At 53.1% G+C, this 25,478-nt stretch carries 26 protein-coding genes; 17 read left to right on the top strand and 9 right to left on the bottom strand.

Going from position 1 to position 25,478, the window contains the following annotated elements; translation table 11 throughout:
* Positions 1–96: 96 nt before the first annotated feature.
* The 3 genes from glnG to glnA all read right to left on the bottom strand — a co-directional run bounded on the left by glnG (position 97) and on the right by glnA (position 4,184).
* Positions 97–1,509 (bottom strand): nitrogen regulation protein NR(I), encoded by a 1,413-nt coding sequence (gene glnG, locus H7R58_RS23445; protein WP_106929264.1) that lies wholly within the window; start codon positions 1,507–1,509, stop codon positions 97–99.
* 9 nt (positions 1,510–1,518) lie between these two features.
* Complete coding sequence (gene glnL / locus H7R58_RS23440; RefSeq protein ID WP_182929735.1) at positions 1,519–2,568, bottom strand: nitrogen regulation protein NR(II); 1,050 nt, start codon at positions 2,566–2,568, stop codon at positions 1,519–1,521.
* Between the two features lie 206 nt (positions 2,569–2,774).
* On the bottom strand, positions 2,775–4,184 hold the full coding sequence (glnA, locus tag H7R58_RS23435) for a glutamate--ammonia ligase (protein WP_064540489.1): 1,410 nt from the start codon (positions 4,182–4,184) through the stop codon (positions 2,775–2,777).
* A 380-nt stretch (positions 4,185–4,564) separates the two neighbouring features.
* On the opposite strand from glnA, the gene typA reads away from it, so the two are divergent.
* The 5 genes from typA to fabY all read left to right on the top strand — a co-directional run bounded on the left by typA (position 4,565) and on the right by fabY (position 9,401).
* Entirely contained in the window at positions 4,565–6,388 is a 1,824-nt protein-coding gene (typA, locus tag H7R58_RS23430) for a ribosome-dependent GTPase TypA (RefSeq protein WP_106929270.1), read from the top strand.
* A 133-nt stretch (positions 6,389–6,521) separates the two neighbouring features.
* Positions 6,522–7,121: a glucose-1-phosphatase gene (yihX, locus tag H7R58_RS23425; RefSeq protein ID WP_106929272.1), complete on the top strand. Its 600-nt coding sequence runs from the start codon at positions 6,522–6,524 to the stop codon at positions 7,119–7,121.
* Entirely contained in the window at positions 7,115–7,981 is an 867-nt protein-coding gene (locus tag H7R58_RS23420; protein WP_106929274.1) for a virulence factor BrkB family protein, read from the top strand. Before yihX ends, H7R58_RS23420 begins: the two co-directional genes overlap by 7 nt.
* Complete coding sequence (dtd, locus tag H7R58_RS23415) at positions 7,978–8,415, top strand: D-aminoacyl-tRNA deacylase (protein WP_106929276.1); 438 nt, start codon at positions 7,978–7,980, stop codon at positions 8,413–8,415. The genes H7R58_RS23420 and dtd overlap by 4 nt, the downstream gene beginning before the upstream one ends.
* A gap of 44 nt (positions 8,416–8,459) precedes the next feature.
* On the top strand, positions 8,460–9,401 hold the full coding sequence (gene fabY, locus H7R58_RS23410; RefSeq protein WP_181358030.1) for a fatty acid biosynthesis protein FabY: 942 nt from the start codon (positions 8,460–8,462) through the stop codon (positions 9,399–9,401).
* A 23-nt stretch (positions 9,402–9,424) separates the two neighbouring features.
* On the opposite strand, the gene H7R58_RS23405 is transcribed toward fabY, so the two are convergent.
* Positions 9,425–10,336 (bottom strand): alpha/beta hydrolase, encoded by a 912-nt coding sequence (locus H7R58_RS23405; RefSeq protein ID WP_182929734.1) that lies wholly within the window; start codon positions 10,334–10,336, stop codon positions 9,425–9,427.
* A gap of 56 nt (positions 10,337–10,392) precedes the next feature.
* Complete coding sequence (locus H7R58_RS23400; protein WP_000343760.1) at positions 10,393–11,613, bottom strand: ISL3-like element ISKox3 family transposase; 1,221 nt, start codon at positions 11,611–11,613, stop codon at positions 10,393–10,395.
* Positions 11,614–11,865: 252 nt separating this feature from the next.
* Here H7R58_RS23400 and H7R58_RS23395 point away from each other — a divergent pair, with 252 nt between their 5' ends.
* Complete coding sequence (locus H7R58_RS23395) at positions 11,866–12,114, top strand: ribbon-helix-helix domain-containing protein (RefSeq protein WP_181358031.1); 249 nt, start codon at positions 11,866–11,868, stop codon at positions 12,112–12,114.
* Positions 12,111–12,482: a type II toxin-antitoxin system VapC family toxin gene (locus H7R58_RS23390; protein ID WP_106929282.1), complete on the top strand. Its 372-nt coding sequence runs from the start codon at positions 12,111–12,113 to the stop codon at positions 12,480–12,482. Before H7R58_RS23395 ends, H7R58_RS23390 begins: the two co-directional genes overlap by 4 nt.
* Positions 12,483–12,517: 35 nt before the next feature.
* Here H7R58_RS23390 and fdhE read toward each other — a convergent pair whose 3' ends face one another.
* Genes fdhE through fdnG form a run of 4 tightly spaced genes read right to left on the bottom strand, consistent with a single transcriptional unit; the run spans position 12,518 to position 18,041 of the window.
* A complete protein-coding gene (gene fdhE, locus H7R58_RS23385; protein ID WP_106929284.1) occupies positions 12,518–13,447 on the bottom strand; it encodes a formate dehydrogenase accessory protein FdhE in 930 nt (309 codons plus the stop codon).
* Entirely contained in the window at positions 13,444–14,079 is a 636-nt protein-coding gene (gene fdoI / locus H7R58_RS23380) for a formate dehydrogenase cytochrome b556 subunit (RefSeq protein ID WP_006179126.1), read from the bottom strand. Before fdoI ends, fdhE begins: the two co-directional genes overlap by 4 nt.
* Positions 14,076–14,978, bottom strand: coding sequence for a formate dehydrogenase subunit beta (fdxH, locus tag H7R58_RS23375; protein WP_106929286.1), 903 nt, complete (start codon positions 14,976–14,978; stop codon positions 14,076–14,078). The genes fdoI and fdxH overlap by 4 nt, the downstream gene beginning before the upstream one ends.
* A gap of 12 nt (positions 14,979–14,990) precedes the next feature.
* Positions 14,991–18,041 carry a formate dehydrogenase-N subunit alpha gene (gene fdnG / locus H7R58_RS23370; protein WP_182929733.1) on the bottom strand — a complete coding sequence of 1,017 codons (3,051 nt, stop codon included), beginning with the start codon at positions 18,039–18,041 and terminating at the stop codon, positions 14,991–14,993.
* A 458-nt stretch (positions 18,042–18,499) separates the two neighbouring features.
* Between fdnG and fdhD the strand changes: the two genes are divergently transcribed.
* The 10 genes from fdhD to H7R58_RS23320 all read left to right on the top strand — a co-directional run bounded on the left by fdhD (position 18,500) and on the right by H7R58_RS23320 (position 25,392).
* Positions 18,500–19,294 (top strand): formate dehydrogenase accessory sulfurtransferase FdhD, encoded by a 795-nt coding sequence (gene fdhD, locus H7R58_RS23365; RefSeq protein WP_374956754.1) that lies wholly within the window; start codon positions 18,500–18,502, stop codon positions 19,292–19,294.
* A 128-nt stretch (positions 19,295–19,422) separates the two neighbouring features.
* A complete protein-coding gene (locus H7R58_RS23360) occupies positions 19,423–19,635 on the top strand; it encodes a YdgH/BhsA/McbA family protein (RefSeq protein WP_106929291.1) in 213 nt (70 codons plus the stop codon).
* A gap of 322 nt (positions 19,636–19,957) precedes the next feature.
* Complete coding sequence (locus H7R58_RS23355; RefSeq protein WP_106929291.1) at positions 19,958–20,170, top strand: YdgH/BhsA/McbA family protein; 213 nt, start codon at positions 19,958–19,960, stop codon at positions 20,168–20,170.
* Between the two features lie 392 nt (positions 20,171–20,562).
* Complete coding sequence (locus tag H7R58_RS23350; RefSeq protein WP_106929292.1) at positions 20,563–21,543, top strand: 6-phosphofructokinase; 981 nt, start codon at positions 20,563–20,565, stop codon at positions 21,541–21,543.
* 11 nt (positions 21,544–21,554) lie between these two features.
* Entirely contained in the window at positions 21,555–21,869 is a 315-nt protein-coding gene (locus tag H7R58_RS23345; protein WP_106929294.1) for a PTS sugar transporter subunit IIB, read from the top strand.
* Positions 21,862–23,229 (top strand): PTS sugar transporter subunit IIC, encoded by a 1,368-nt coding sequence (locus tag H7R58_RS23340; RefSeq protein WP_182934540.1) that lies wholly within the window; start codon positions 21,862–21,864, stop codon positions 23,227–23,229. The genes H7R58_RS23345 and H7R58_RS23340 overlap by 8 nt, the downstream gene beginning before the upstream one ends.
* Entirely contained in the window at positions 23,216–24,058 is an 843-nt protein-coding gene (locus tag H7R58_RS23335; RefSeq protein ID WP_106929298.1) for a class II fructose-bisphosphate aldolase, read from the top strand. Before H7R58_RS23340 ends, H7R58_RS23335 begins: the two co-directional genes overlap by 14 nt.
* A gap of 60 nt (positions 24,059–24,118) precedes the next feature.
* A complete protein-coding gene (locus H7R58_RS23330) occupies positions 24,119–24,388 on the top strand; it encodes a hypothetical protein (RefSeq protein ID WP_106929300.1) in 270 nt (89 codons plus the stop codon).
* Between the two features lie 9 nt (positions 24,389–24,397).
* On the top strand, positions 24,398–24,835 hold the full coding sequence (locus H7R58_RS23325; RefSeq protein WP_182934539.1) for a PTS sugar transporter subunit IIA: 438 nt from the start codon (positions 24,398–24,400) through the stop codon (positions 24,833–24,835).
* The gene (locus H7R58_RS23320; protein WP_182934538.1) at positions 24,832–25,392 is read left to right on the top strand and encodes a P-loop nucleotide/nucleoside kinase family protein; all 561 of its coding nucleotides are present in this window, start codon (positions 24,832–24,834) and stop codon (positions 25,390–25,392) included. The genes H7R58_RS23325 and H7R58_RS23320 overlap by 4 nt, the downstream gene beginning before the upstream one ends.
* Positions 25,393–25,478: the final 86 nt, after the last annotated feature.

Genomic DNA, 25,478 nt, shown 5'->3' with positions numbered 1-25,478 from the left:
TTGCCGGGCAGCATAATACTTAACTCATCGGAACAGTAAAGTATAAAATTGCAGCAACTTGCGCCAATCGCGCAATATTTACACTTCACCCTGTTCTTACTCCATTCCGAGCTCTTTCAGCTTACGCGTCAGGGTATTACGCCCCCAGCCGAGCAGGCGTGCGGCTTCCTGTTTATGCCCCTGCGTATGGCGTAACGCGGTGGTCAGCAACGTGCGTTCCATTTCAGGCTGAGCTTCTGAAAGCAGGTTTTGATGACCGGAGCGCAGCGCGCGATCGGCCCACTGCGCCAGCAGCGTCGCCCAGCTATCCGGCAACGAGGAGGCGTTAGTGCTGTCGGGCAGGCTCGCTTCAAACAGCTCGCCCGGCAGATCCTGAATCAGCACCTCTTGCCCGGCGGCCATCACCGTCAGCCAGCGACAGGTGTTTTCCAACTGGCGTACGTTGCCAGGCCAGGCCAGACGCGTTAAGGCCGCTTCGGTTTCCGGATGCAGCAGTTTAGCTTCCACGCCCAGCTCACGGGCGGCAACCTGCAGGAAATGGTGCGCCAGGCGCGGAATATCTTCCCGACGCTCGCGCAGCGGCGGCAGATGGACGCGAATAACGTTCAGACGGTGGAACAAATCCTCGCGGAACTTGCCTTCCTGCACGCGTTGCTCAAGGTTCTGGTGGGTGGCGGCAATAATACGCACGTCGACCTTCACCGGGGCGTAGCCGCCGACGCGATAGAACTGGCCGTCTGCCAGCACGCGCAGCAGACGGGTCTGGACGTCCATTGGCATATCGCCAATTTCATCGAGAAACAGCGTGCCGCCGTCGGCCTGCTCAAAGCGGCCCTGGCGCACGGTATTGGCGCCGGTGAAGGCCCCTTTTTCGTGACCAAAGAGCTCGGACTCTATCAGATCTTTTGGAATGGCCGCCATGTTCAGCGCGATAAATGGTGCCTTAACGCGGGGGCTATGGCGGTGCAGGGCATGAGCGACCAGCTCTTTACCGGTACCCGATTCGCCGTTAATCAACACGCTGATGGAAGAGCGTGAAAGGCGACCAATGATGCGGAATACGTCCTGCATCGCCGGGGCTTCGCCGATGATATCGGTGGTCGGGCCGTCAACCTGAACGTTGCGCGGCTGCTGCTGTTCCTGATAGTGGCTGATGGCGCGTTCAACCAGCGCCACCGCCTCATCAATATCGAACGGTTTTGGCAGGTAGTCGAAGGCACCTTGCTGATAGGCGCTGACGGCGGCGTCCAGATCGGAGTGTGCCGTCATTATGATGACCGGAAGCATCGGATGGCGCTGCTTGATTTGCGTCAACAGCGCCAGGCCGTCCATGCCGGGCATACGAATATCGGACATCAGTACGTCGGGGGTTTTGCTGGCCAGCGCGTCCAGCACCTCTTTCCCGCCTTCAAATGTCGTGCAGGTTAGCCCTGCGCCGGTGAGCGCGCGTTCAAGCACCCAACGGATGGAGCTATCGTCATCAACAACCCAGACTATCCCTCGTTGCATAAACACACCTTATTTTTTAATTGGCAGGAAAACCGAAAACTCGGTATGGCCTGGCCAACTGGTAAATTCAATTTTGCCGGAGTGCTGGTCGATCAGGTTGCGCGCGATCGACAGACCCAGCCCGGTGCCACCTTCGCGCCCGCTGACCATCGGATAAAACAGCGTATCCTGCAAATGTGATGGAATGCCGGGGCCGTTATCTTCGACATCAATGCGGGCGGCCAGGCGGTAGCGAACGCCGTGCAGCGTTAACTGAAAAGCAGTACGGGTGCGCAGGACAATTTCGCCGCCTTCTGGCCCCAATGCCTGAAGGGCATTACGCACGATATTAAGCAAAACTTGCTCAATCTGGTCGGGATCGTGCGGTAATTCCGGCAAGCTTGGATCGTAGTCGCGCACCAGCTTGACGTTTTCCGGCAGCTCCATCGACACCAGCTTCACTACCCGTTCGGCCACTTTATGAATGCTCTCGGTCACATGCGTACCGGGATGCTGGGGGCCAAGCAGGCGATCGACCAGATTACGCAGGCGGTCGGCCTGTTCGATAATCACGTTGGTGTATTCGGTGAGCGCTGGGTCGGGTAGCGCTTTGCTGAGCAGCTGCGCTGCGCCGCGCAGGCCGCCAAGCGGGTTTTTAATCTCGTGTGCCAGCCCGCGGACCAGATCGCGTGCGGCAATCTGCTGGGCGTGCTGGAGCTGTTCCTGGCTCAGGCGACGCTGATTATCCATGGGTGCCATCTCCAGCAAAATAAAGCCGTCAGGCAGCCGCTGGGCGGTGAGCGAAAGAATGTGCGAACGACCGTCGATGACCAGCGTCACTTCGTTATCGGTGAACCCCTGGCCGGTTTGCAGGCTCTCCTGCATTAAACCGACGTTAAGCGAGAAATAGCTCAACAGTTCGGGAAGCGGAGTACCGAAAAGTTTACGCGCGCTCTGCGCCAGCAGCTGCTGCGCCGCCGGATTGGCGTAGTGAACGGCGAGGTCGTCATCGACCAACAAAATGCTGTTGATTAACGAGTTAAGGATCTGCCCAGCATCGGGCAGTGCGCCTGTTGCCATTTAGCAGTCTCCTGAAAAGGCTTGCACTGTTTTAGTGCAGTATAGCTTTTTACGGATAAAAAGCGCGGAAGATCAGGTTGTTGGTGGAGAAAAAAGCCCATCCTGAGATGGGCTGAAAGTTTCCACGGCAACTCAATTCCAGATTGTCGCGCCAGCGCCCATCGGCAATGACGCGACCTCATCCAGACAGTACAACTCAAAACGTCTTAGACGCTGTAGTACAGTTCGAACTCAACCGGGTGCGGAGTCATGCGTACGCGGTCGTTTTCTTCCGTGCGCAGCGTGATGTAAGCGTCGATAGCTTCATCAGTGAATACGCCGCCAGCCGTCAGGAACTCGCGATCTGCGTCCAGTGCCTGCAGCGCTTCTTCCAGAGAGCCTGCAACCTGTGGGATCTCTTTCGCTTCTTCCGGCGGCAGGTCGTACAGGTTTTTATCCATGGCTTCGCCCGGATGGATTTTGTTCTTGATACCGTCAAGGCCAGCCATCAGCAGCGCGGCGAAGCACAGGTACGGGTTAGCCGCCGGGTCCGGGAAGCGCACTTCGATACGACGCGCTTTCGGAGATGCAACCACCGGAATACGGATGGAAGCAGAACGGTTACGCGCAGAGTAAGCCAGCATAACCGGCGCTTCGTAACCCGGGACCAGACGCTTGTAGGAGTTGGTGGTCGGGTTCGCCAGGGCGTTGATCGCTTTCGCGTGTTTGATGACGCCGCCGATGTAGTACAGCGCCTGCTCAGACAGACCCGCATATTTGTCACCGGAGAACAGGTTTACGCCGTTCTTGGACAGGGACATGTGGCAGTGCATGCCGGAACCGTTATCGCCAAACATTGGTTTTGGCATAAAGGTCGCGGTTTTACCGAAACGGTGCGCAACGTTGTGCACAACGTATTTGTAGATCTGAATTTCGTCCGCTTTCTTGGTCATGGTGTTGAAGCGGGTCGCGATTTCGTTCTGGCCAGCGGTTGCCACTTCGTGGTGATGCGCTTCAACCACCAGGCCCATCTCTTCCATGATCAGACACATGGTAGAACGGATGTCCTGTGAGGAATCAACCGGAGGAACCGGGAAGTAACCGCCTTTCACGCCAGGACGGTGACCTTTGTTACCGCCTTCGTATTTGGTGGAGGAGTTCCATGCGCCTTCAATATCGTCGATAGCCACGTGGGAACCGGAGATAGATGCGCCGAAGCGGATGTCATCAAACAGGAAGAATTCTGGCTCTGGCCCGAACAGAACGGTGTCTGCGATGCCGGTAGCGCGCAGGTACTCTTCAGCGCGTTTCGCGATAGAGCGCGGGTCGCGGTCGTAGCCCTGCAGGGTGCCTGGTTCCAGGATGTCACAACGAATAATCAGGGTAGACTCTTCAAAGAACGGGTCGATGAGAGCGGTAGATGCGTCCGGCATCAGAACCATGTCTGATTCGTTAATGCCTTTCCAGCCGCCGATGGAGGAGCCGTCAAACATTTTGCCTTCTTCGAAGAATTCGGCATTAACCTGATGGGCAGGAATAGTGACGTGCTGTTCTTTACCTTTGGTATCGGTAAAGCGCAGATCGACAAACTTCACTTCATGCTCATTCAGCATCGTCAAAACGTGTTCAGCGGACATACTTTACATCTCCCGGATTTGTCATTGTCGTCGTGGTAACGAGGTCTTCAATCACTGCTTAAAAGTGGCGGTGTTGCCGTGAAAAATATAAAGCGAAATCTGTGCCAACTTTTAAATCACCCCCAAAAGGCGTTATCATGCGCACCATAGTGCAAAATGGCTGCACCATGATAGTCTTTTTGCACCATTATAGTGCTTACACGCGAGCGTTGAGCACCATATTGGTGCAAATTGTGATTAGGTGCCCTTTTTATGCTCCGTGAAAGCGATCACAAAGAAACTCTGCGATACTTGTTTGCGGAGGATCTCTGTGATCCTGTTTTGTAGTGCGATTAATCCGTGTACAATAACGCGCTATTTCTAATGCCCGAGGCAAAGTTGTGATCGAAAATTTGCGTAACATCGCCATCATTGCTCACGTTGACCATGGTAAAACGACCCTGGTTGACAAGCTGCTGCAGCAATCCGGTACGTTCGACGAACGTGCTGAAACTCAAGAGCGTGTGATGGACTCCAACGATTTGGAGAAAGAGCGTGGGATTACCATCCTCGCAAAAAACACCGCTATCAAATGGAATGACTACCGTATCAACATCGTTGATACCCCGGGGCACGCCGACTTCGGTGGTGAAGTTGAGCGCGTTATGTCCATGGTTGACTCCGTGCTGCTGGTAGTTGATGCCTTCGATGGCCCGATGCCGCAAACGCGCTTCGTGACCAAAAAAGCATTTGCCCACGGCCTGAAACCGATTGTTGTTATCAACAAGGTTGACCGTCCGGGCGCGCGTCCTGACTGGGTTGTTGATCAGGTCTTCGACCTGTTCGTTAACCTCGACGCGACCGACGAACAGCTGGACTTCCCGATCATCTACGCTTCGGCGCTGAACGGTATTGCCGGTCTGGATCACGAAGACATGGCTGAAGACATGACCCCGCTGTATCAGGCGATTGTTGACCATGTACCGGCTCCGGACGTTGACCTTGACGGTCCGTTCCAGATGCAGATCTCCCAGCTGGACTACAACAACTACGTTGGCGTCATCGGTATCGGCCGCATCAAACGCGGTAAAGTGAAACCGAACCAGCAGATCACTATCATCGATAGCGAAGGCAAAACCCGTAACGGTAAAGTCGGTAAAGTCCTGACCCACCTGGGTCTGGAACGTATTGACAGCACCCTCGCGGAAGCGGGCGATATCATCGCGATCACCGGTCTGGGTGAGCTGAACATCTCCGACACCATCTGCGATCCGCAGAACGTCGAAGCGCTGCCGGCACTGTCCGTCGATGAGCCGACCGTTTCTATGTTCTTCTGCGTTAACACCTCTCCGTTCTGTGGTAAAGAAGGTAAATTCGTTACCTCTCGTCAGATCCTTGACCGCCTGAACAAAGAGCTGGTGCACAACGTAGCGCTGCGCGTTGACGAAACCGAAGACGCTGATGCGTTCCGCGTTTCTGGCCGTGGTGAACTGCACCTGTCCGTTCTGATTGAAAACATGCGTCGTGAAGGTTTCGAACTGGCGGTTTCCCGTCCGAAAGTTATCTTCCGTGAAATCGACGGCCGCAAACAAGAGCCGTACGAAAACGTCACGCTGGACGTCGAAGAGCAGCACCAGGGTTCTGTCATGCAGGCACTGGGCGAGCGTAAAGGCGACCTGAAAAACATGAATCCAGACGGTAAAGGTCGCGTACGTCTCGACTACGTGATCCCGAGCCGTGGTCTGATCGGCTTCCGTTCAGAGTTCATGACCATGACTTCCGGTACCGGTCTGCTGTACTCCACCTTCAGCCACTACGACGATATTCGTCAGGGTGAAGTGGGCCAGCGTCAGAATGGCGTACTGATCTCCAACGGCCAGGGTAAAGCAGTTGCGTTCGCACTGTTCAGCCTGCAGGACCGCGGTAAGCTGTTCCTGGGTCACGGTGCTGAAGTTTATGAAGGCCAGATCATCGGTATTCACAGCCGTTCTAACGACCTGACTGTAAACTGCCTGACCGGTAAGAAACTGACCAACATGCGCGCATCCGGTACGGATGAAGCTGTTGTTCTGGTTCCGCCAATTCGTATGACTCTGGAACAAGCTCTGGAATTCATCGATGATGACGAACTGGTTGAAGTGACGCCGCAGTCTATTCGTATCCGTAAACGTCACCTGACGGAAAACGATCGTCGTCGCGCAATGCGCGGTGCAAAAGAAGAGTAATCTCGCTTTTGTCACGACCTGAAACCCCGCCTTATGGCGGGGTTTTTCTTTTTGAAATAGAGAGCGTTTGTTCATAGTCAAAGCCCGACTTTCCCGCTAGAGTGAAATTTCCACGGCGCGAACGGAGGCAAAAATGCTCTATATCTTTGATTTAGGTAATGTGATTGTCGACATTGATTTCAACCGTGTTTTGGGCACGTGGAGCGATCTTGCCCGCGTACCGCTGGCCCGGCTGAAGCAGAACTTCACCATGGGGGAAGCATTTCACCAGCACGAACGCGGTGAAATATCAGATGAAGCTTTCGCAAAGGCAATGTGCCATGACATGGATTTGCCGCTCAGCTATGAACAGTTTGCTCACGGCTGGCAGGCGGTATTTGTTGAACTCCGTCCTGAAGTCATCGATATCATGAAAACGCTGCGGGAACAGGGGCATCGTGTGGTCGTACTCTCCAATACGAACGCGCTGCACACCACGTTCTGGCCGGATGAATATCCGCAAATCTATGCCGCTGCCGACCATGTTTATCTTTCTCAGGAGATGGGCATGCGTAAACCGGAAGCGCGTATTTATCAACGGGTACTTGAGCTGGAAGGTTTTTCTGCCGCCGATGCGGTCTTTTTTGACGATAACGCCGATAATATAGAGGGTGCTAACCAGTTGGGTATTACCAGCGTGCTGGTCACAGGGAGAGAAACCCTGCCCGACTATTTTATGAAGTCGTTATGTTAAAAACCGTTCATCAAAAATGTATTCATCATACCCGGCCGCTGGTGGCGTGGAGTAAATTCCTCTGGCGGCGTATCGAAGAAGATAATATGACGACGCTGGCGGGCAATCTGGCCTACGTGTCGTTGCTTTCGCTCGTGCCGCTGGTGGCGGTCATTTTTGCCCTGTTTGCGGCGTTCCCGATGTTTTCTGAAGTGAGTTTGCAGATTCGTCACTTCGTGTTTGCTAACTTTCTTCCCGCGACGGGCGACGTCATTCAGCGCTATATCGAGCAGTTCGTCGCCAACTCGAATCGCATGACCGCCGTGGGCGCCTGCGGGCTGATTGTTACCGCGCTGCTGCTGATGTATTCCATCGACAGCGCGCTGAATACCATCTGGCGCAGCAAGCGCGTACGGCCAAAAGTATATTCTTTTGCCGTTTACTGGATGATCCTTACGCTCGGGCCGCTGTTGGCCGGGGTCAGTCTGGCAATCAGCTCTTATTTACTGTCGCTGCGCTGGGCCAGCGAACTGCACGGCGTTATCGATAATGTGCTGCGCGTATTTCCGCTGCTGCTGTCCTGGCTCTCTTTCTGGCTGCTTTACAGCATCGTGCCAACGACCCAGGTACCGAACCGCGATGCGGTTATTGGGGCACTGGTCGCCGCGCTGTTGCACGAACTGGGTAAGAAGGCCTTCTCCCTGTACATCACCGCGTTCCCCTCGTACCAGCTGATTTATGGCGTGCTGGCGGTGATCCCCATTTTGTTTGTCTGGGTCTACTGGACGTGGTGTATCGTCTTGCTTGGCGCAGAAATAACTGTCACTCTCGGTGAATACCGAAAACTGAAAACAGAACAACAAGAAGCAGACGAACCATGATTGCATTAATTCAGCGCGTTACCCGCGCCAGCGTGAGCGTGGCGGATGAGGTCACGGGGGAAATAGGTCCAGGGCTACTGGTGCTCCTCGGCGTAGAGAAAGATGACGATGAACAGAAAGCCAATCGTCTGTGCGAGCGAGTGCTTGGCTACCGTATCTTCAGCGATGCCGAAGGTAAAATGAATCTGAACGTTCAGCAGGCAGGAGGCAGCGTGCTGGTGGTGTCACAGTTTACGCTGGCGGCCGATACTGAACGCGGTATGCGGCCGAGCTTTTCTAAAGGCGCTGCGCCGGACCGCGCCGAAGCGCTCTATGAGTACTTTGTGCAGCGCTGTCGCCAGCAGGAGATGCACACGCAAACGGGACGATTTGCTGCGGATATGCAGGTGTCGCTGGTCAATGATGGCCCCGTGACATTCTGGTTACAGGTATGAACCCACTTCCCGGTAGAGCGCGGGGGGCAAAAGAGAGCGCGATTATGTACCATCTCCGAGTACCGCAAACGGCAGAAGAGTTAGACGAGTACTATCAGTTTCGCTGGGAAATGCTGCGTAAACCGCTGCACCAGCCAAAAGGCTCCGAACGCGACGCCTGGGATGCCATGGCGCACCATCAGATGGTGGTCGATGAACAGGGAAAGCTGGTCGCCGTCGGGCGGTTATACATTAATGCGGATAACGAAGCGTCTATCCGCTTTATGGCCGTACATCCCGACGTGCAGGATAAAGGGCTGGGAACGCTGATTGCGATGACCCTGGAGTCCGTTGCGCGTCAGGAAGGGGTTAAACGCGTCACCTGTAGCGCACGTGAAGATGCCGTGCCGTTCTTTTCCAAGCTAGGATTCAAGAACGAAGGGGAGATTACTACCCCGCAGACCACCCCCGTTCGCCATTTCCTGATGATTAAACCCGTTGCCTCGCTGGACGATATTCTGCACCGCGGCGACTGGTGTGCACAGCTACAGCAGGCCTGGTACGATCATATTCCGCTCAGCGAGAAGATGGGCGTGCGCATCCAGCAGTACACCGGGCAGAAATTCATTACCACCATGCCGGAAACTGGCAACCAGAACCCGCACCATACGCTGTTTGCTGGCAGCCTCTTTTCGCTGGCAACACTCACCGGCTGGGGGCTTATCTGGCTGATGCTGCGTGAGCGCCACCTGGGCGGCACTATTATTCTGGCCGATGCTCATATCCGCTATCGAAAACCTATCGCCGGTAAACCGACCGCCATTGCCGACCTCGGCTCGCTTAGCGGCGACCTGGACCGACTGGCCCGAGGACGCAAAGCGCGTGTGCAGATGCAGGTTGAGCTGTTCGGCGATGACACCCCCGGTGTGGTGTTCGAGGGGACCTATATCGTGCTGCCTGCGAAGCCATTCGGGTCGTACGAAGAAGGCGGTAACGAAGAGGAGTAGGGTATCTCCCAGCCTCGCTATCTTCAGTGGCCTGCCACCCTGCGGGCCACATCCTCCATTGCATCCCGCGCCGCCTGGCTCACGCCGCCAAGCTGGAAAAATCCGTGAATAACCCCATGATAGCGCAGGCAGGTGCAGGTTACGCCCTGTCGGGTTAGCCGTTCATACAGCGCCTCACCTTCATCGCGGAGTGGATCGTATTCGGCGGTAATGATATGCACCGGCGGAAGGCCGTTAAAATCGTCGCGCCAGAGTGGGCTAGCTTCCTGGTCCAGTGGATCGTTTCCCTGCAGATACATCTCAAAACCTGAAAGTAGCGTATCGCGAGTAATAATGTAGTCCTGGCCATTGCTGATGTAGCTGGCAAAGCTGGCGGTAGCGTCGAGCATGGGGTAAATCAGCATAAGCTTTGACGGTGTCCATGCCGCGTTGGCTTTTAGGCGTAGCGCGGTGACCAGTGCCAGATGGCCGCCAGCGCTATCGCCAGCGAGCGTGATATGCTGGCGGTCGATACCAAGCTGCTGAGCATATTTATAAACCAGGTTCGCGCCACGCTCGGCGTCATCGTGAGCGGCGGGGAAAGTGTGTTCTGGTGCCAGACGATACTGCACCGCAATCACCCGGCATCCACTGTGCCAGGCAAGCTGACGTAGCTGATTGTCGTGCGTGATAAACCCACCGCTGACAAAACAGCCGCCATGAAAGTAGATAATGCAGGGGAGTGATGAGGTTGAATTTAGCGGCGAAATGACGCGAAATGTCATCCCTTCCAGCACGATATCTTCTGATTTGACGCGAATCTCTTTCTCGCCTGCCAGCGCCGTGCTGGCAATATACCCCTTTCTCCGGTCATCAATATTCTGCTCGCGTGAAGAAGGGCGACCGGCCGCAATAAACTCAGCAACTAGCTGCGCAATACCGTTTTCCAATGCCATGATGATGTCCTTTTTGCTGTATAAACATGGGTCTTCCCCGATCATGGTGGGAAGGCTCAGAACGCCATATTCAGCTTTCCGTAGTGGAACATCACCCCCAGTTTAAAGCGCTCCCGGTTTCGGTATCCCCTGGCTTTTATCCTCAGCAGCCTGATCTTGCTGTTAAGTGCCTCCGCATTTCCGTTTGAGACACTGTGTCGCATCGCATTCAGGATCCCGTACAGCCTTTTTCCTATCGTTTTCGCGGCATTTTTCATCATGGGAACGTCACTGTTAGCCGCCAGCGCCAACCATCTCTGCCAGTCACTCCGTCTTTCCTCGCTCCATGGCCTGTTCCAGATATCCTTTGCCAGCTCTTTCAGCGCCCAGCACTGGCTCGTCAGCTTCATCTGTGCACGCAGCCACATCAGCTTTTCCTGCCGGGATTCGGTCATCCACTTATCGCTGTACTGCCACAGGAAGCGGGTTCCTTTTGCCTGGTGTCGGCTTTCAACAGGGAGGTGCGGATGTTCATTCTGACGGGTTTTATCAACTACCTCGCCCAGTTGCTTCGCCACATGGAAGCGGTCAAAGGCGATTTTCTCAACCGCACTGGGTAAGTGGATACGCGCTGCTCTTATATAGCCCGCGTTCATGTCCATTGAGAGCGTTTTGATAGCCAGCAACTGCCCATCAGTGAGCGTGCGAAGATAGCCGGCAAGACTCTCTGTGCCGCGATCATCCGTTAAGGCCAGCGCCCGACCATCGCGATCGGAGATCACCGTTATGTAACGATGTCCTTTTTTAAAGGCGACCTCATCCACATTCATATGACGGGCGGATAATGGCTTTTTTATCCGGGCAAGACCTCGCTTAACTGCCCGGGTCATAATGCCGTCAACCGCATTCCAACTGAGCTTAAGTTGCTTCCTGACAGCATCAACGGTGCTGATTTTCAGCCATGAGAGAACGAACGATTCGAATAGCAACGTATACCGGCTTCCGGGGCCAGCCCACGGAACAGGCAACGTCAGGCAGCCATGCTCCGGACACATAATTCGTGGAACATCGGCTTCAACAATAGTGGTGAACTGGCAGGTATCAAGATGGCGCCATTTACGATGACGGTGATCGTGAACAGAACAGGATTTACCGCAGGTCGGACAGGCTAGCCGGGTGTTTTCAGCGATCTCAATAGTGACAGTAACAGAACCGGCATTTTCATCGAGAGAAAGGGACTTTACCTGCCACGGATCGGACAGGTTGAGAATATGAGCGTAGAGGGACTTTTCGTCCATGGCGGTGACCTCTGGCGATTAAATACACCATTATCATGCCTTCAGCCACCACAACAAGGGAAGACCCATAAACATACAGTTTTATAGCCTGGTTTATCGCGAATGGAAACGGGAAATTGGGTGGGATAGTGATTGTGGATAGCGGCTCGCAAAAACGAACGATTTCTTAATGTCAGTCTATAACCATATTTAAAATGTGTGTATCTTGTTCGCTTATTGAGCATGGATGATATACTTGAGGTATATATGAGCATGATGGTGGAAAGGGACATGGGCAGAATACTTCTCGATTTGTCGGACGAGGTGATTAAGCGCCTCGACATACTTAAACAGCAGCGAAATCTGCCTCGTGCGGAACTGCTGCGTGAAGCCGTTGAGCAATATCTTGAAAAGCAGAGTCAGGCTGAGCTCACTATTTCTGGCGCGCTTGGCATCTGGCAAGGGTGTGAAGAAGATGGCGTTGAGTATGAAAGAAAACTTCGGGAAGAGTGGCAGCGATGAAAAGACCCGTTCTTTTTGATACCAATATTTTAATCGATCTCTTCAGCGGGCGGATGGAGGCGAAGCGGGCGATGGATTCCTACCCTCCGCAACATGCGATAAGCCTGATCACCTGGATGGAGGTCATGATAGGGGCAAAGCGCTTTCATCAGGAGCAGCGAACGCGAATAGCCTTGAGCGCATTCGAAATTATTGGTGTGACAGAAGAAATTGCTGAGCAGAGTGTGAATCTACGGCAGGAGTACGGCATGAAGCTGCCCGATGCGATTATTCTGGCCACTGCGCATGTTCATCGCCGGGAACTGGTGACGCGTAATACAAAGGATTTTGCGAGGCTTCCGGGCGTGATTTTACCCTACGCGCTGTAAACCGGGCCAAAAACAGCCCGGTTTAACGCGGGAAATTACTCCCCTTCACCCGGGAACAGGAACGGGTTGATAGAACTACGGGCGAACCCTTCTTGTTCCATCCGTGCGTCCAGCACCAGTGAGGCGAGGTCGTCGGCTACGGCTTCCACTTTCGGGTCTTTTTCCTGATACAGAATTTTCAGGTAAGTCCCGCAGTCGCCGCAGCTTTCGGCTTTAATGGCCGCCTGCTCGTTATCCAGCGACCAATAGTGGAGGTCACGGCTCTGCTCGCAGTTGCTGCACTTCACGCGCACGACGTGCCACTCGGTTTCACACAGGTTGCAGTGCAGGTAGCGCAGCCCCTGGGTGGTGCCGATTTGCACCATGCTGGAAACCGGCATCGAACCGCATACCGGGCAGTACTGGCGTTGTTCGCCGTATTCCGCACGGGCTTTACCCGGAATGAGGCTGGCCATCTGCGCCCAGTACAGCGACAGCGCAGCCCAGATAAACGGCGCTTTATCGCTGCTGACGGAAGAGAAGTCAGAGGCAAACAGCGCGCTGGCCATTTGCTCCAGCTCCTGTTCGGAGGCTTTTTCCAGGTTCTCGATAACCGCCAGCGCCGGGCCGCTCATTTCCGGCTTCAGTTCGGCAATCATGGACTGCAGCAGCGTGTGCCAGTGCTTGTCGCGCGGCAGAACGTGAATATCCAGCGGCGGCTTGCCCTGGTCATTCGCTTCTTTGAGGCGCGCGGTGAGATCCATTTTCAGCGGGTGGTCGTACAGCACCACTTCCTGAGCGTGGGCAATCAGCGCGGCAAAGCGCAGGTAATCACCCAGCGGGTTGTTCTCTGCCAGCTCGCGCAGACGCTCTGCGCGGCGGTTGTAGAGGTTTTTGAGTCTGGGGAACAATAACGGCGGAATGACTTCCGCCGTACGTTTCTCGCTCGAACCCAGCTCATCTTGCGGGATTATGCGAATACTCATTCAGATGACTTTTCCTGTTTCTGGCGGACTTCACGGTACCAGCGCGGGTGATGTTTCTTCGCCCACGTTTTGGTAACCCATCCCTCCACCATCGCGGTAATGGTGCCTTTCACCCAAAGGGCGGCGTAGATATGCACCATGATAACCACAATTAACGCCACTGCGGCAAATGAATGCAGCATGAGCGCAAATCGGATCACCGGGATTGAGAAAGCAGGCGCAAAGTACGGACGCCAGATAATCACGCCGCTCACCAGCAGCAGCACCAGGAAGATAATCGCCGCCCAGAATACGCATTTCTGGCCGAAGTTATAACGCCCGGTGTCACCTACTTCCTCGTTGACGACGATCTTACGAATATTCTTCGCCCAAAAGATATCATCCCGATTGATTAGATTGTGGTGCCAATAGCGGAAAAACATGATGATAAACGACGCAAACATGATAACGCCGACAAACGGGTGCAGAATACGCGCCAGCTGTGGTGTGCCCATGATTTGCATTAACCAGTTGAAGGATGGGAAGAAAAATCCCAGCCCGCTTATCGCCGCCAGCATGAAGCAGAAGGCGGTGACCCAGTGATTGATGCGTTCCGGCGCCGTGTAGCGCACGATGGTGTCACGTCTTTTCATTTGCGCACCTCGTCGTCTTTTTCATGCAGATTGTCTTCTTCCTCTTCCGCACGGTTCGGACCGACCCCGACGTAGTGGAAGATGCTCGCGGCGAACGTAGCAGCAAAGCCGATAGCGGCCAGCGGTTTCCAGACGCCTTTCCAGAACTTCACGGTGGCGCTGATTTCCGGGTTTTCCGGCAGGCCGTGGTACAGGTTCGGCTTGTCGGCATGGTGCAGAACGTACATTACGTGTGTTCCGCCAACGCCCGCCGGATCGTACAGACCTGCGTTATCATAGCCACGGGTTTTCAGCTCGGCGACGCGCTCGCCCGCCAGCGTTTTCATATCCTCTTTGGAGCCAAAGTGGATAGCGCCGGTTGGGCACGTTTTCACGCAGGCCGGCTCTTGCCCGACGGTTACGCGATCGACGCATAGCGTACACTTGTAGACGCGGTTGTCTTCCGGGTTCAGTCGCGGCACGTTGAACGGACAGCCGGCGATGCAGTAGCCGCAGCCAATGCACTGTTCAGACTGGAAGTCGACGATGCCGTTGGCGTACTGAATGATTGCACCTTCCGACGGGCACGCCTTCAGGCAGCCCGGATCGGCACAGTGCATACAGCCGTCTTTGCGGATGAGCCATTCCAGTTTGTCGTTCTGTTCCACTTCCGAGAAACGCATCACCGTCCAGGATTTGGCGGTCAGATCGGCGGGGTTGTCGTACACCCCGACGTTGCTGCCGATTTCATCACGGATATCGTTCCACTCCGAACACGCCACCTGACAGGCCTTACAGCCGATACAGGTGGTGACGTCGATGAGCTTCGCCACCTCTTCCTGGTGATCCCGCGCCTGAGGCGCGGGGGTGAAACCGTTAGTGGCGGAACGACGGATAATGTCTTGCGATTGATAAGCCATAGGTCGTCTCCGTTACACCTTTTCCACGTTCACGAGGAAGGACTTAAATTCCGGCGTCTGCGTGTTCGCATCACCGACGAATGGCGTTAACGTATTGGCAATAAAGCCTTTCTTCGCCACGCCTTCGTAGCCCCAGTGAATTGGAATACCGATGGTATCGATATCCTTGCCGTCTACTTTCAGCGTGCGGATACGCTTGGTCACCACCGCCTTGGCTTTAATATAGCCGCGGTTAGAGGAGACCTTCACGGTATCGCCATGGGCGATGCCGAGCTTATCTGCCAGCTTTTCACCGATTTCCACAAACTGTTCCGGCTGGGCGATGGCGTTAAGCAACGCATGCTTGGTCCAGTAGTGGAAGTGCTCGGTCAGACGATAAGTGGTGCCGACATACGGGAATTTCTCCGCTTTGCCCAACGCTTCCTTGTCGCCTTTAAAGATACGGGCGGCAGGGTTAGAAACCACGTTCGGGTGCAGTGGGTTAGTTCCCAGCGGTGTTTCAAACGGCTCGTAGTGTTCCGGGAACGGACCTTCGGCCATCTTATCGAGGGCGAACAGACGCCCCATCCCTTCCGGCTGCATGATGAACGGCCCGACGTTGCTGCCCGGCGCCGCGGTACTGTAGTCCGGAATGTCCACGCCGCCCCATTTCGCACCGTCCCATTTCAGGAGCTGGCGTTTTGGATCCCACGGGTTGCCCTGCGGGTCAGCGGAAGCACGGTTATAGAGAATACGGCGGTTAAGCGGCCAGGCCCAGGCCCAGCCCAGCGTGTTACCCAGGCCTGACGGGTCGGCGTTATCGCGACGCGCCATCTGGTTACCTTCCGGCGTCCAGCTACCGGCAAAGATCCAGCAGCCGCTAGCGGTCGTACCGTCATCGCGAAGCTGTGCGAACGAGCTCAGTTGCTGCCCTTTTTTGACGATAACCGCACCGGTCGCCGGGTCGATAATATCGGCCAGCGCTTTACCGTTGCTCTCCATCGCCACTTCCTCAGACGCAGGTTCTTCCGGCGTTGAGTAGTTCCAACTCATGTTGAGAACCTGCTCAGGAACCGGGCCGCCTTCTTCGGCGTACATCTTACGCAGGCGCAAGAAAATACCGGCCAGGATCTCACCGTCAGTCACCGCATCCCCCGGGGCATCGGCGCCTTTCCAGTGCCACTGCAGCCAGCGACCGGAGTTGACGATAGAACCGTTCTCCTCAGCGAAGCAGGTCGATGGCAGACGGAACACTTCCGTCTGAATTTTCGATGGATCGACATCGTTCGATTCACCGTGGTTCTGCCAGAAGGTTGATGTCTCGGTATTGAGTGGATCGATAGTCACCAGGAACTTCAGTTTCGACAGTGACGCGACAATCTTATTCTTGTTCGGGAATGAGGCGACCGGGTTAAAGCCCTGGCAGATATAGCCGTTGACCTTGCCCTGGTTCATCATCTCGAAGTACTGCAGCACGTCGTACCCTTTGTCCCACTTCGGCAGCCAGTCAAAGCCCCAGCTATTTTCCGCCGTTGCTTTATCACCGTAGAAGGTCTTCATCATTGAGACGAAGAATTTCGGGTAGTTGCCCCAGTAGTTCACCTGCCCGTCCAGCAGCGGTTTTGGCGTGTTGGCGGCGAGGTAGGTTTGCAGGTCGGCCTGTTTCTCGCTTGGCAGCGTCATATAGCCCGGCAGGCTTTGTGACAGCAGGCCAAGGTCAGTCAGGCCCTGAATGTTGGAGTGGCCGCGCAGGGCGTTCACGCCGCCGCCTGCCATCCCCATGTTGCCGAGCAGCAGCTGAATCATCGCCATGGTGCGAATGTTCTGCGCGCCGACGGAGTGCTGCGTCCAGCCCAATGCATACAGGAACGAGGCGGTTTTATCGTGAGCGCTGGTTTCTGCGATGTATTCACAGACTTTCAGGAAGTCCGCTTTCGGCGTACCGCAAATCTGCTCAACCACGTCAGGTGTATAGCGGGAAATATGCTGTTTCAGCAGGTTCCAGACGCAGCGCGGGTGGGTGAGGGTGGTATCGCGTTTGGCGTGACCGTTTTCGTCCAGCTCGTAGTTCCACGACGTTTTATCGTACTTACGGGCTTCCGGGTCATAGCCGCTGAACAGACCGTCATCGAAGCTAAAATCTTCGCGCACGATAAGGCTGGCGTTGGTATAGGCCTCGGTGTATTCGCGGTTGAATTTTTCGTTATTCAGCAGGTACAGCATGACGCCTGACAGGAAAGTAATGTCAGTACCGGAGCGAATAGGGGCGTAGAAATCCGCCACTGATGCGGTTCGCGTAAAACGAGGATCGATCACAATCAGCTTCGCGCCGTTGTGAATTTTGGCTTCCATCGCCCAGCGGAACCCGACCGGGTGTGCTTCTGCGGCATTACCGCCCATCACCACGATGAGGTTGGCGTTCTTGATGTCGACCCAGTGGTTGGTCATCGCACCGCGACCAAATGTTGGAGCAAGACTTGCTACCGTTGGTCCGTGTCAGACACGCGCCTGGTTGTCGACCGCGAGCATACCCAGCGCGCGGGTGAATTTCTGCGTTAAAAAACCGGTTTCGTTACTGGATGCAGAGGCGCACAGCATACCGGTGGTCAGCCAACGGTTGACGGTGGTGCCGGCATCGTTTTTCTCAATAAAGTTGGCGTCACGGTCGGCTTTCATCAGCTTCGCGATGCGATCGAACGCGTCGTCCCAGCTGATTTTCTGCCATTTGTCGGAGCCTGGCGCGCGATATTCAGGATATTTTAAACGGCTTTCTGAATGGATAAAGTCCACCAGACCTGCGCCTTTCGGGCACAGCGCACCGCGGTTTACCGGGTGATCCGGATCCCCTTCGATGTGGAAAATTGAGGCCTTCGCGTTTTTTGCGCCGTCGCCGAGGCTATACATTAAAAGCCCACAGCCGACAGAGCAGTAAGTGCAGGTGTTACGGGTTTCACGGGTACGCAGCAATTTATACTGCCGTGTTTCCGCGAGTGCGATGCCTGGGGCAAAGCCCAGGGCTGCTGCCGTGGTTCCTGCCATACCGCCAGCGCAGATCTTAAAGAACTGCCTTCTGCTGACCTGCATGGTTAGCTCCTTGTTTCGACATTGTCATTGCTTGTAGTTGTTCTTCGCCAACGAGTGGCAAAGATGCTGAATAATGCGATGCCCTCAGTTCCTGGAGGGCTTTAAATCAGAATACCACAATATCGGTAGGCTTGTTCCAATGCGGTTAATGACAGGTGAATGGATTTTGCAGGTATTAACAATGAACTGTGATGTTGATCACGATTTCATCTAAATATAAACGGATTTTTTCGCGGCGCTAACGGCGATAACTACAAGGGGTTAGTTCTGGTTTTGTCCGGCAATTTGTAGCAATATGCGGCGAAATAATATGAGGCTGAGCGTTTTTGCAGCACAAAGTTGATCCATAATAAGCCTCAATTCCCTCATGTTGTGATGGAATAGACGTCCCTTATTTTTCGCCGTTCAGAGTATTTGCCGTGTTTAATGTTAATGAAGAAGTCGACACCTCGTTGCAGCTGGTTGGCGCAGCCGAGCGTACCGTCTTCAGAAGGCCACAGATTATGCAACCCACCATGGATATTCTTGCTGAAGAAGTTCCCGTTGCGCTGGTCTACAACGGCATTTCACACGTGGTCATGATGGCGACGCCAAAAGATCTGGAAGCGTTCGCCATTGGCTTTTCGCTGTCGGAAGGCATCATTGAACATCCGCGTGAAATCTTCGGTATGGATGTTGTGCCTGCTTGTAACGGTATGGAGGTTCGCATCGAGCTCTCCAGCCGTCGCTTTATGGGGCTAAAAGAGCGCCGCCGCGCGTTGGCCGGGCGCACAGGCTGCGGCGTGTGCGGCGTCGAACAGCTCAACGATATCGGCAAACCTATCAAGCCGCTGCCGTTTAGCCAGACTTTCGATCTGGCCCATCTCGATTGGGCGCTAAGGCACTTAAATGACGTTCAGCCGGTAGGCCGTGAAACGGGCTGTACTCACGCGGCTGCGTGGGTGATGCCGTCCGGTGAGCTGGTGGGCGGCCATGAAGATGTTGGCCGCCACGTTGCGCTGGATAAACTGCTGGGCCACCGGGCAAAAGAAGGGGCGCTTTGGCAGAAGGGGGCGGCGCTCGTTTCCAGTCGCGCCAGCTATGAAATGGTGCAGAAATCCGCCATGTGCGGCGTCGAAATTCTGTTTGCCGTTTCTGCCGCCACCACGCTGGCGGTCGAAGTGGCCGAGCGCTGCAACCTGACATTGGTCGGGTTCTGTAAGCCGGGAAGGGCAACGATTTATACCCATCCGCAGCGTTTAATTGGCGGTTAAATATTAATCAGTATTTTTGAGTGAGAACAACAAATCCTTCCGCTTTTTGTTGATCAAGATGTGACCTATTATTTATCACATCAAGGCACAACGCCTTATCCAAACAACTAAGTGAAAGGGTTTATATCATGAAAAGCATCAAAACTTTTGTCGCAGTTATGGCTCTTGCCGCTTCCTTCGGTACTTTTGCTGCCCAGACCGTTACCGCAACCGCCTCCACCATCGACGGCGCTGAAGCAAAAATTGCGGCTCAGGCTGAACAGGCAGGTGCAAGCTCATACAAAATTACCCAGGCATACACCGGTAATCGCGTGCACATGACGGCAGAACTGACCAAATAAGCGATACGCCACAGTCGAAAGAGCGCCCTCGGGGCGCTTTTTTTGTTTCTGACGGGGCGTTATGCAAATGACCCGGGCGCTTTTGGCCTGCGGTTGAAAATGATTAAGCCCAGCTTGTGCCACCGACAGTCGCTTGCCGTCCGTCGACAAGGGGGGTTGGAAGTGAAGATGTTAACTAATAGTTCGATGTGTGAAAATAAATCAATTAATTTGAATGAGAACAGCAAATCATTCCGCTTTTTGTTGATCGAGATGTGACCTATTATTTATCACATCAAGGCAAAACGCCTTATCCAGACAACTAAGTGAAAGGGTTTATATCATGAAAAGCATCAAAACTTTTGTCGCAGTTATGGCTCTTGCCGCTTCCTTCGGTACTTTTGCTGCCCAGACCGTTACCGCAACCGCTTCCACCATCGACGGTGCTGAAGCAAAAATTGCGGCTCAGGCTGAACAGGCAGGTGCAAGCTCATACAAAATTACCCAGGCATACACCGGTAATCGCGTGCACATGACGGCAGAACTGACCAAATAAGCGATATGCCACAGTCGAAAGAGCGCCCCGGGGGCGCTTTTTTCTTTTTTAGCGTCATGCAGGCGCTTGTCTCCTCCTCCTCCTTTGCGTAAAAAAAAGCGATATTTATCACATTTCCTTTATCGTATATTTCCCCTTCAGGTTTGCTAAATCATTGCGCAAATAATGGTTATTATCTGCAAAAACAACTCATTGATAATTAAAGATTTAAAATAATAACTGTTAAAAAGATCTCACTTTTAAAATGAGATTTTAATCACAAAAATCATCTCCATTGAGCACACGTCAATGTTTGAATGGGTCTAAATTATCCTTATTTTGTGATCTTCATTGCAAATAAGAACCTTGAAGTCAGGGAAAAATGTTTTCACGGGGAAGCGTGAGGGCAGAAGATGAAAATTGGTATTGTCATTAGCGGTGGAGATGTCTCTGGTATTAATAATTTTATTTTCCAGATTGCCAGGCTCGCCAATGCGCAGATCACGCTATTTAATGGCGGGATACCCGGTCTGCTAGAAAAAAATCATCATGAGATTGCCTTGCGCGACCTGATTGATTTCTCTATCGCGTCCATTCCAATTATTGCTTCTGGGCGAACCAGTCGTAAGCTTCAGCGTAGTGAATATGAGGTTATTGCCAGAAAAATAAAATCATTACGTCTTGATGTGCTGATCATGGCTGGAGGCGATGGAAGTTTGCAATTTCTCAATACGCTAAGCGAGTTTGATATTAACTGCTTTGGCGTTGGTATGACTATCGATAATGATGTTTACGGTAGTGACTATACGATCGGCTTCTCCACTGCCTGTGAGCAGATTATTAAGGAGGTTTCACGACTGCGAAACACCGGAAGAGCACTTCCTGGTCGCGTATTTATGGTCGAAATATTAGGGGGCTACTGTGGTGAATTAACCTTACAGTCTGCAATTAAAAGTAATGCTGATATCGCTCTAATTCCGGAGTCACAAATACCGCTGGATGTGCTCGCCGAGCGCGTGAAGCAAAAGCTGGTAGAGCAGAATAGCGTCATTATTTTATGCTCCGAAGGCTACACGCGGGAGTACTCCCCCGGATTTCAGGGCGCCATTGATACGATGATCAAGCAGCTTGAACCACGTATTGGCGTACGCGTTCGTAAGACGATTGTCGGCTACGGCTTGCGTAACGGCGATCCTACCTGTGAAGAAATTTATCAGGGTACGATTATGGCCAGCGAGGTGGTACGTTGCATTCAATCAGGGATGAAAAATAAAGCCATTATTATTAACTCCAGCAATAAACCTATTCCGATCGATCTTCTTAGTATGAAAAAACGTCTGGTTGATACCGAAGGACACTATTACAAACTTGCCAAACAACTCAATATTATTTGAGGAGACCCTACATGCTTAAAATTCTTTGCGTATGTGGCTGCGGCCTCGGTTCAAGCTTTGCTATTGAAATGACGGCGAAAGCTGTCTTAAAAAAACTGGAAATTCCTGCGCATATTGAACATACCACTGTTTCTGAGGCTGGCGCATTTAAGTCTGACATGATCCTGACCCAGAAAACGTTTGCTGATATTTTAACGGCTGACGCCAGTGAGGAAGAGATCAAACGAGTCGTAATATTAAATAAATTGACTGACAAAGATGAGGTTGAGAGAAAGATTGTTGCTTTTTTAAATGAGCGTAATTTACAGGTAGCCGATTATGAATAGTTTCGTTGAGTTTATCGTTAAAGATTTGCTCGGCCAGGCTTCGATACTGATCGCCTTTATTGCAATGCTGGGTCTGATCTTACAGAAAAAATCGCCGGGCAAGACGGCGGAAGGGACGTTTAAAACGCTGTTAGGTTTTTTAATTATGATGGCGGGAATAAACATTATTGTCGCCACGTTAACGTTCCTGAATGATATCTTCACCCAGGGTTTTGGCATGAAAGGCTATATTACCGATGTTGCCGCCATTGCCGGTCTGGCGAATCGAGAGCTTGGGTCCGAAGTCGCATTGACGTTAATGGTTATTTTTGCCGTTAACATCATTATTGCGCGCCTGACGCCGCTGAAATATATCTTCCTGACCGGCCAGGCCCTGCTGTGGATGGCGACCATCGGCGCGGTGATTGGCTATAAGGCCGGCCTGACGGGGCTACCGTTGATTCTGACCGGCGGCATTTTTGGCGGCGTGATGGCGGTATTAATGCCAGCGCTGGCACAGCCGGTAGTCAGGCGTATTACCGGCTCAGACGACGTGGCGCTGGGGCATTTCTGTACTATCGGCTATCTGGTCCAGGCCGCGGTGGCGAAGGTCGTTGGGAAAGGCTCGCGTTCTACCGAAGGCCTTGAGCTGCCTGATAACTTCAAATTTTTACAGGATACTTACCTCGCCATGGCGGTGGTCATGGTACCGATGTACCTCATCCCTGCGCTGGCGGCGGGTCCTGACTATATCGCTCAGTTTTCCAACGGCATTAACTATCTGATGTATGCCTTTATGCAGTCCATTCAGTTTGTTGCTGGGGTCTTTGTTCTCTACAGCGGCGTGCGCTTACTTCTCAATGAGCTGGTGCCTGCGTTTCGCGGTATTGCGATGCGTATCGTCCCGGATGCCAAGCCTGCACTTGATTGTCCGGTGCTGTTTCCTTATGCGCCTAATGCGGTGATTGTTGGCTTCCTGGCGACGACGGTTGGCTCCATCATCGGCATGCTGGTCTTCCCGATGTTTGGCCTGGCGATGATTTTACCCGGCCTGCTGACCAACTTTTTCGCCGGAGGAACGGCGGGAGTGTTTGGTAATGCGCTGGGGGGACGCCGTGGTGCCATGATTGGCGGCGTTGTACACGGCCTCTTTATCACCTTCCTGCCCGCCATTCTGGTACCGATGCTGGAGAGTTATGGTTTCACCGGCGTGACCTTCAGCGATTCTGATGTGATCAGTTCAGGGCTGGTGCTAGGCCATGCTTTCCAGAATAACTGGTTGTTTGTTGCACTGTTTATTGTCTTCGTCGCCGCACTGGCATGGTTCGTAAACGGCAAATCAGCTAAGCCGAAAGGGGAAAATGTTCATGAGTCTGTATAACTTCAACGATATCCTGAAAATTGCGCAGGAACGAAATTTCAAAGCAATTGGCTCTTTTAACCTGCATTGCATTGAAATGCTGCCGGCCTTCTTCAAGGCGGCCCAAAAGAGTCATAGCCCGTTAATGATTCAAATATCAACCGGTACCGCAGAATATCTTGGCTACCGCTTATTGGTTGATGCCGTTGTTTCGCTGGCGGAAAGTGAAAACGTGCCTACCTGCCTGCATCTGGATCACTGTTCGGATATCAGCGCGATTGAAACCGCCATGGATGCGGGGTTTTCTTCGGTTATGTACGACGGTTCGCACCTTGATCTTGAAGAAAATATTGGCAATACGCGGATAGTCGTGGAGATGGCGCGACCGCGAAATATCACCGTCGAGGGTGAACTGGGCGCAATAGGCGGCTCTGAAGACGGCAAAGCCGTTGCGGCGGAGGATATCTGCTTTACCACGGTGGAAGATGCTAAACGCTTTGCCGAGGAAACCCGCGTCGATATGCTGGCGGTATCCGTCGGCACGGTGCACGGTCTCTATACGGGCAAAGCTGAGATTCAACATCAGCGCCTGAAAGAAATAAGCGCAGCCACCGGCGTGCCCCTGGTGTTGCACGGCGGTACGGGGGTGAGCGATGAAGATATGCGGCTCGCCGTCACTGAAGGGATCAATAAAGTGAACGTAGGAACGGAAATGAACGTTCAATGGGTTGATCAATGTAAGAACACGTTCGAAAAAGGCAAGGTTAACGATAGCGTGAGGAAGTTTTTAATCCCGGCAAATAATGCCGTTACACAGGTATTGATGGAAAAAATCGCTTTATTTAAATAGCGCCTTATTCTTTGGTTAACTATTCTTATTGCCCTATAGTTCGTCAGGGGGGAGCTCGCTATGTTTGAATCTTTGAAAACGTTGTGGAAAAAAGAAAATAGCCCGCCGCAGGATTATGATGAACAGTCTCACCAGCTGGCAGCAGAAATAAACCGGCTGGAGGATGAACTACAGGGCCATCCTGATAATGGCGAAATACAAAAAGCACTTATGTTAGTTTATAACCGGGCGCTACCGATATATGCGAAAAGTCAATCACACCGTAATCAGATAGATTCACTTTTTATTCGCATCGATAATTTACGGAATATTATTCGTCGGAATATTTAGGGAGTGGCTATGACGATCAAAGAACTCTTAATTGAGGCGGATGCCATACAGGTTGGCGTGACGGAGTCGGACTGGCAGCAGGTCATCCGCCTGGCCGCTGGCCCGCTGGAGACAAAAGGCTATATTTCGGCTGATTATGGCCAGGCCGTTATTGATAATACTCTTAGCCATGGTGCGTATTATGTGTTTGAGGAAGGCGTAGCCATTCCCCATGCCCGCCCGGAATGCGGAGTGAAGCGTAACTGTTTTAGCCTGGTCGTACTGGAAAAACCCATTCGTTTCGCTGACAGCGACGCTGCCGACATTGTGATTATGTTTGGTGCTCAGGACAGTAATGCGCATATTGAAGAGGGGATTCGGGCAATTGTGGCGCTGCTGGATAACGACGAGCGAATGGCGAGACTGCGTTCGGCACATTCGAAAGAAGAGGTGATTGCGCTGCTATGAAAAGAGCTCTTATACCCCATGCTAAAACGGTGATTCTGGTTAATGGCGTTCCCGCTTCGGGGAAAAGCACGCTGACTCGCCAGCTCTCAGAAACGTTTGGGTTGCCGCTGCTGACTATCGACGGTATCAAAGAACCCTTTATGGCACGCTTTACCGATATCGATCGGCCTTTTAATCGCCAGTTGGGTTGTGCGGCTTATGAAGCGATGTGGTCGATAGTCGGGCAATCTCCCGCCAGCTGCATCTGGTTGATGGATGCCTGGTTTGGTTTTCAGCCAAGGGAGGTTTTGCAGCATCTGACGCAGCAGGCCGGGGTAGAAAAGATATTAGAAATCTGGAACGCGATCTCTCCTGAGCAGGTGGTTTCGCGCTATGCGCAGCGGCTACAGCAACGTCTTTCTGGCCACCCTGGCGAAGAGTATCTACCGGAACTGGCGCAACTGGCTGCGCGCGCTGAGCCCATGAGGCTGGGGGCGGTATTGACCGTCGATCAGCAAAAGCCGCTGGATATTGAAGAAGTTAACCAATGGATCGAACGTGAGGTGTGTAAAATTTAATCAATTAATTTGAATGATATCAGCAAATCCTTCCGCTATTAGTTGGGCAAGATGTGGCCTACTATTATCACATCAAGGCACAACGC

The sequence above is a fragment of the Klebsiella sp. WP4-W18-ESBL-05 genome (assembly GCF_014169075.1).
Classification (GTDB): domain Bacteria; phylum Pseudomonadota; class Gammaproteobacteria; order Enterobacterales; family Enterobacteriaceae; genus Kluyvera; species Kluyvera ascorbata_B.
This window is presented reverse-complemented; position numbering and strand designations above follow the sequence as displayed.

Excerpts from the sequence above, each read along its gene's own strand:
- glnG (WP_106929264.1), bottom strand. The coding sequence starts at position 1,509 with ATGCAACGAGGGATAGTCTGGGTTGTTGATGACGATAGCTCCATCCGT.
- glnL (WP_182929735.1), bottom strand. The coding sequence starts at position 2,568 with ATGGCAACAGGCGCACTGCCCGATGCTGGGCAGATCCTTAACTCGTTA.
- glnA (WP_064540489.1), bottom strand. The coding sequence starts at position 4,184 with ATGTCCGCTGAACACGTTTTGACGATGCTGAATGAGCATGAAGTGAAG.
- yihX (WP_106929272.1), top strand. The coding sequence starts at position 6,522 with ATGCTCTATATCTTTGATTTAGGTAATGTGATTGTCGACATTGATTTC.
- H7R58_RS23420 (WP_106929274.1), top strand. The coding sequence starts at position 7,115 with ATGTTAAAAACCGTTCATCAAAAATGTATTCATCATACCCGGCCGCTG.
- dtd (WP_106929276.1), top strand. The coding sequence starts at position 7,978 with ATGATTGCATTAATTCAGCGCGTTACCCGCGCCAGCGTGAGCGTGGCG.
- fabY (WP_181358030.1), top strand. The coding sequence starts at position 8,460 with ATGTACCATCTCCGAGTACCGCAAACGGCAGAAGAGTTAGACGAGTAC.
- H7R58_RS23405 (WP_182929734.1), bottom strand. The coding sequence starts at position 10,336 with ATGGCATTGGAAAACGGTATTGCGCAGCTAGTTGCTGAGTTTATTGCG.
- H7R58_RS23400 (WP_000343760.1), bottom strand. The coding sequence starts at position 11,613 with ATGGACGAAAAGTCCCTCTACGCTCATATTCTCAACCTGTCCGATCCG.
- H7R58_RS23395 (WP_181358031.1), top strand. The coding sequence starts at position 11,866 with ATGATGGTGGAAAGGGACATGGGCAGAATACTTCTCGATTTGTCGGAC.
- H7R58_RS23390 (WP_106929282.1), top strand. The coding sequence starts at position 12,111 with ATGAAAAGACCCGTTCTTTTTGATACCAATATTTTAATCGATCTCTTC.
- fdhE (WP_106929284.1), bottom strand. The coding sequence starts at position 13,447 with ATGAGTATTCGCATAATCCCGCAAGATGAGCTGGGTTCGAGCGAGAAA.
- fdoI (WP_006179126.1), bottom strand. The coding sequence starts at position 14,079 with ATGAAAAGACGTGACACCATCGTGCGCTACACGGCGCCGGAACGCATC.
- fdxH (WP_106929286.1), bottom strand. The coding sequence starts at position 14,978 with ATGGCTTATCAATCGCAAGACATTATCCGTCGTTCCGCCACTAACGGT.
- H7R58_RS23360 (WP_106929291.1), top strand. The coding sequence starts at position 19,423 with ATGAAAAGCATCAAAACTTTTGTCGCAGTTATGGCTCTTGCCGCTTCC.
- H7R58_RS23355 (WP_106929291.1), top strand. The coding sequence starts at position 19,958 with ATGAAAAGCATCAAAACTTTTGTCGCAGTTATGGCTCTTGCCGCTTCC.
- H7R58_RS23350 (WP_106929292.1), top strand. The coding sequence starts at position 20,563 with ATGAAAATTGGTATTGTCATTAGCGGTGGAGATGTCTCTGGTATTAAT.
- H7R58_RS23345 (WP_106929294.1), top strand. The coding sequence starts at position 21,555 with ATGCTTAAAATTCTTTGCGTATGTGGCTGCGGCCTCGGTTCAAGCTTT.
- H7R58_RS23340 (WP_182934540.1), top strand. The coding sequence starts at position 21,862 with ATGAATAGTTTCGTTGAGTTTATCGTTAAAGATTTGCTCGGCCAGGCT.
- H7R58_RS23335 (WP_106929298.1), top strand. The coding sequence starts at position 23,216 with ATGAGTCTGTATAACTTCAACGATATCCTGAAAATTGCGCAGGAACGA.
- H7R58_RS23330 (WP_106929300.1), top strand. The coding sequence starts at position 24,119 with ATGTTTGAATCTTTGAAAACGTTGTGGAAAAAAGAAAATAGCCCGCCG.
- H7R58_RS23325 (WP_182934539.1), top strand. The coding sequence starts at position 24,398 with ATGACGATCAAAGAACTCTTAATTGAGGCGGATGCCATACAGGTTGGC.
- H7R58_RS23320 (WP_182934538.1), top strand. The coding sequence starts at position 24,832 with ATGAAAAGAGCTCTTATACCCCATGCTAAAACGGTGATTCTGGTTAAT.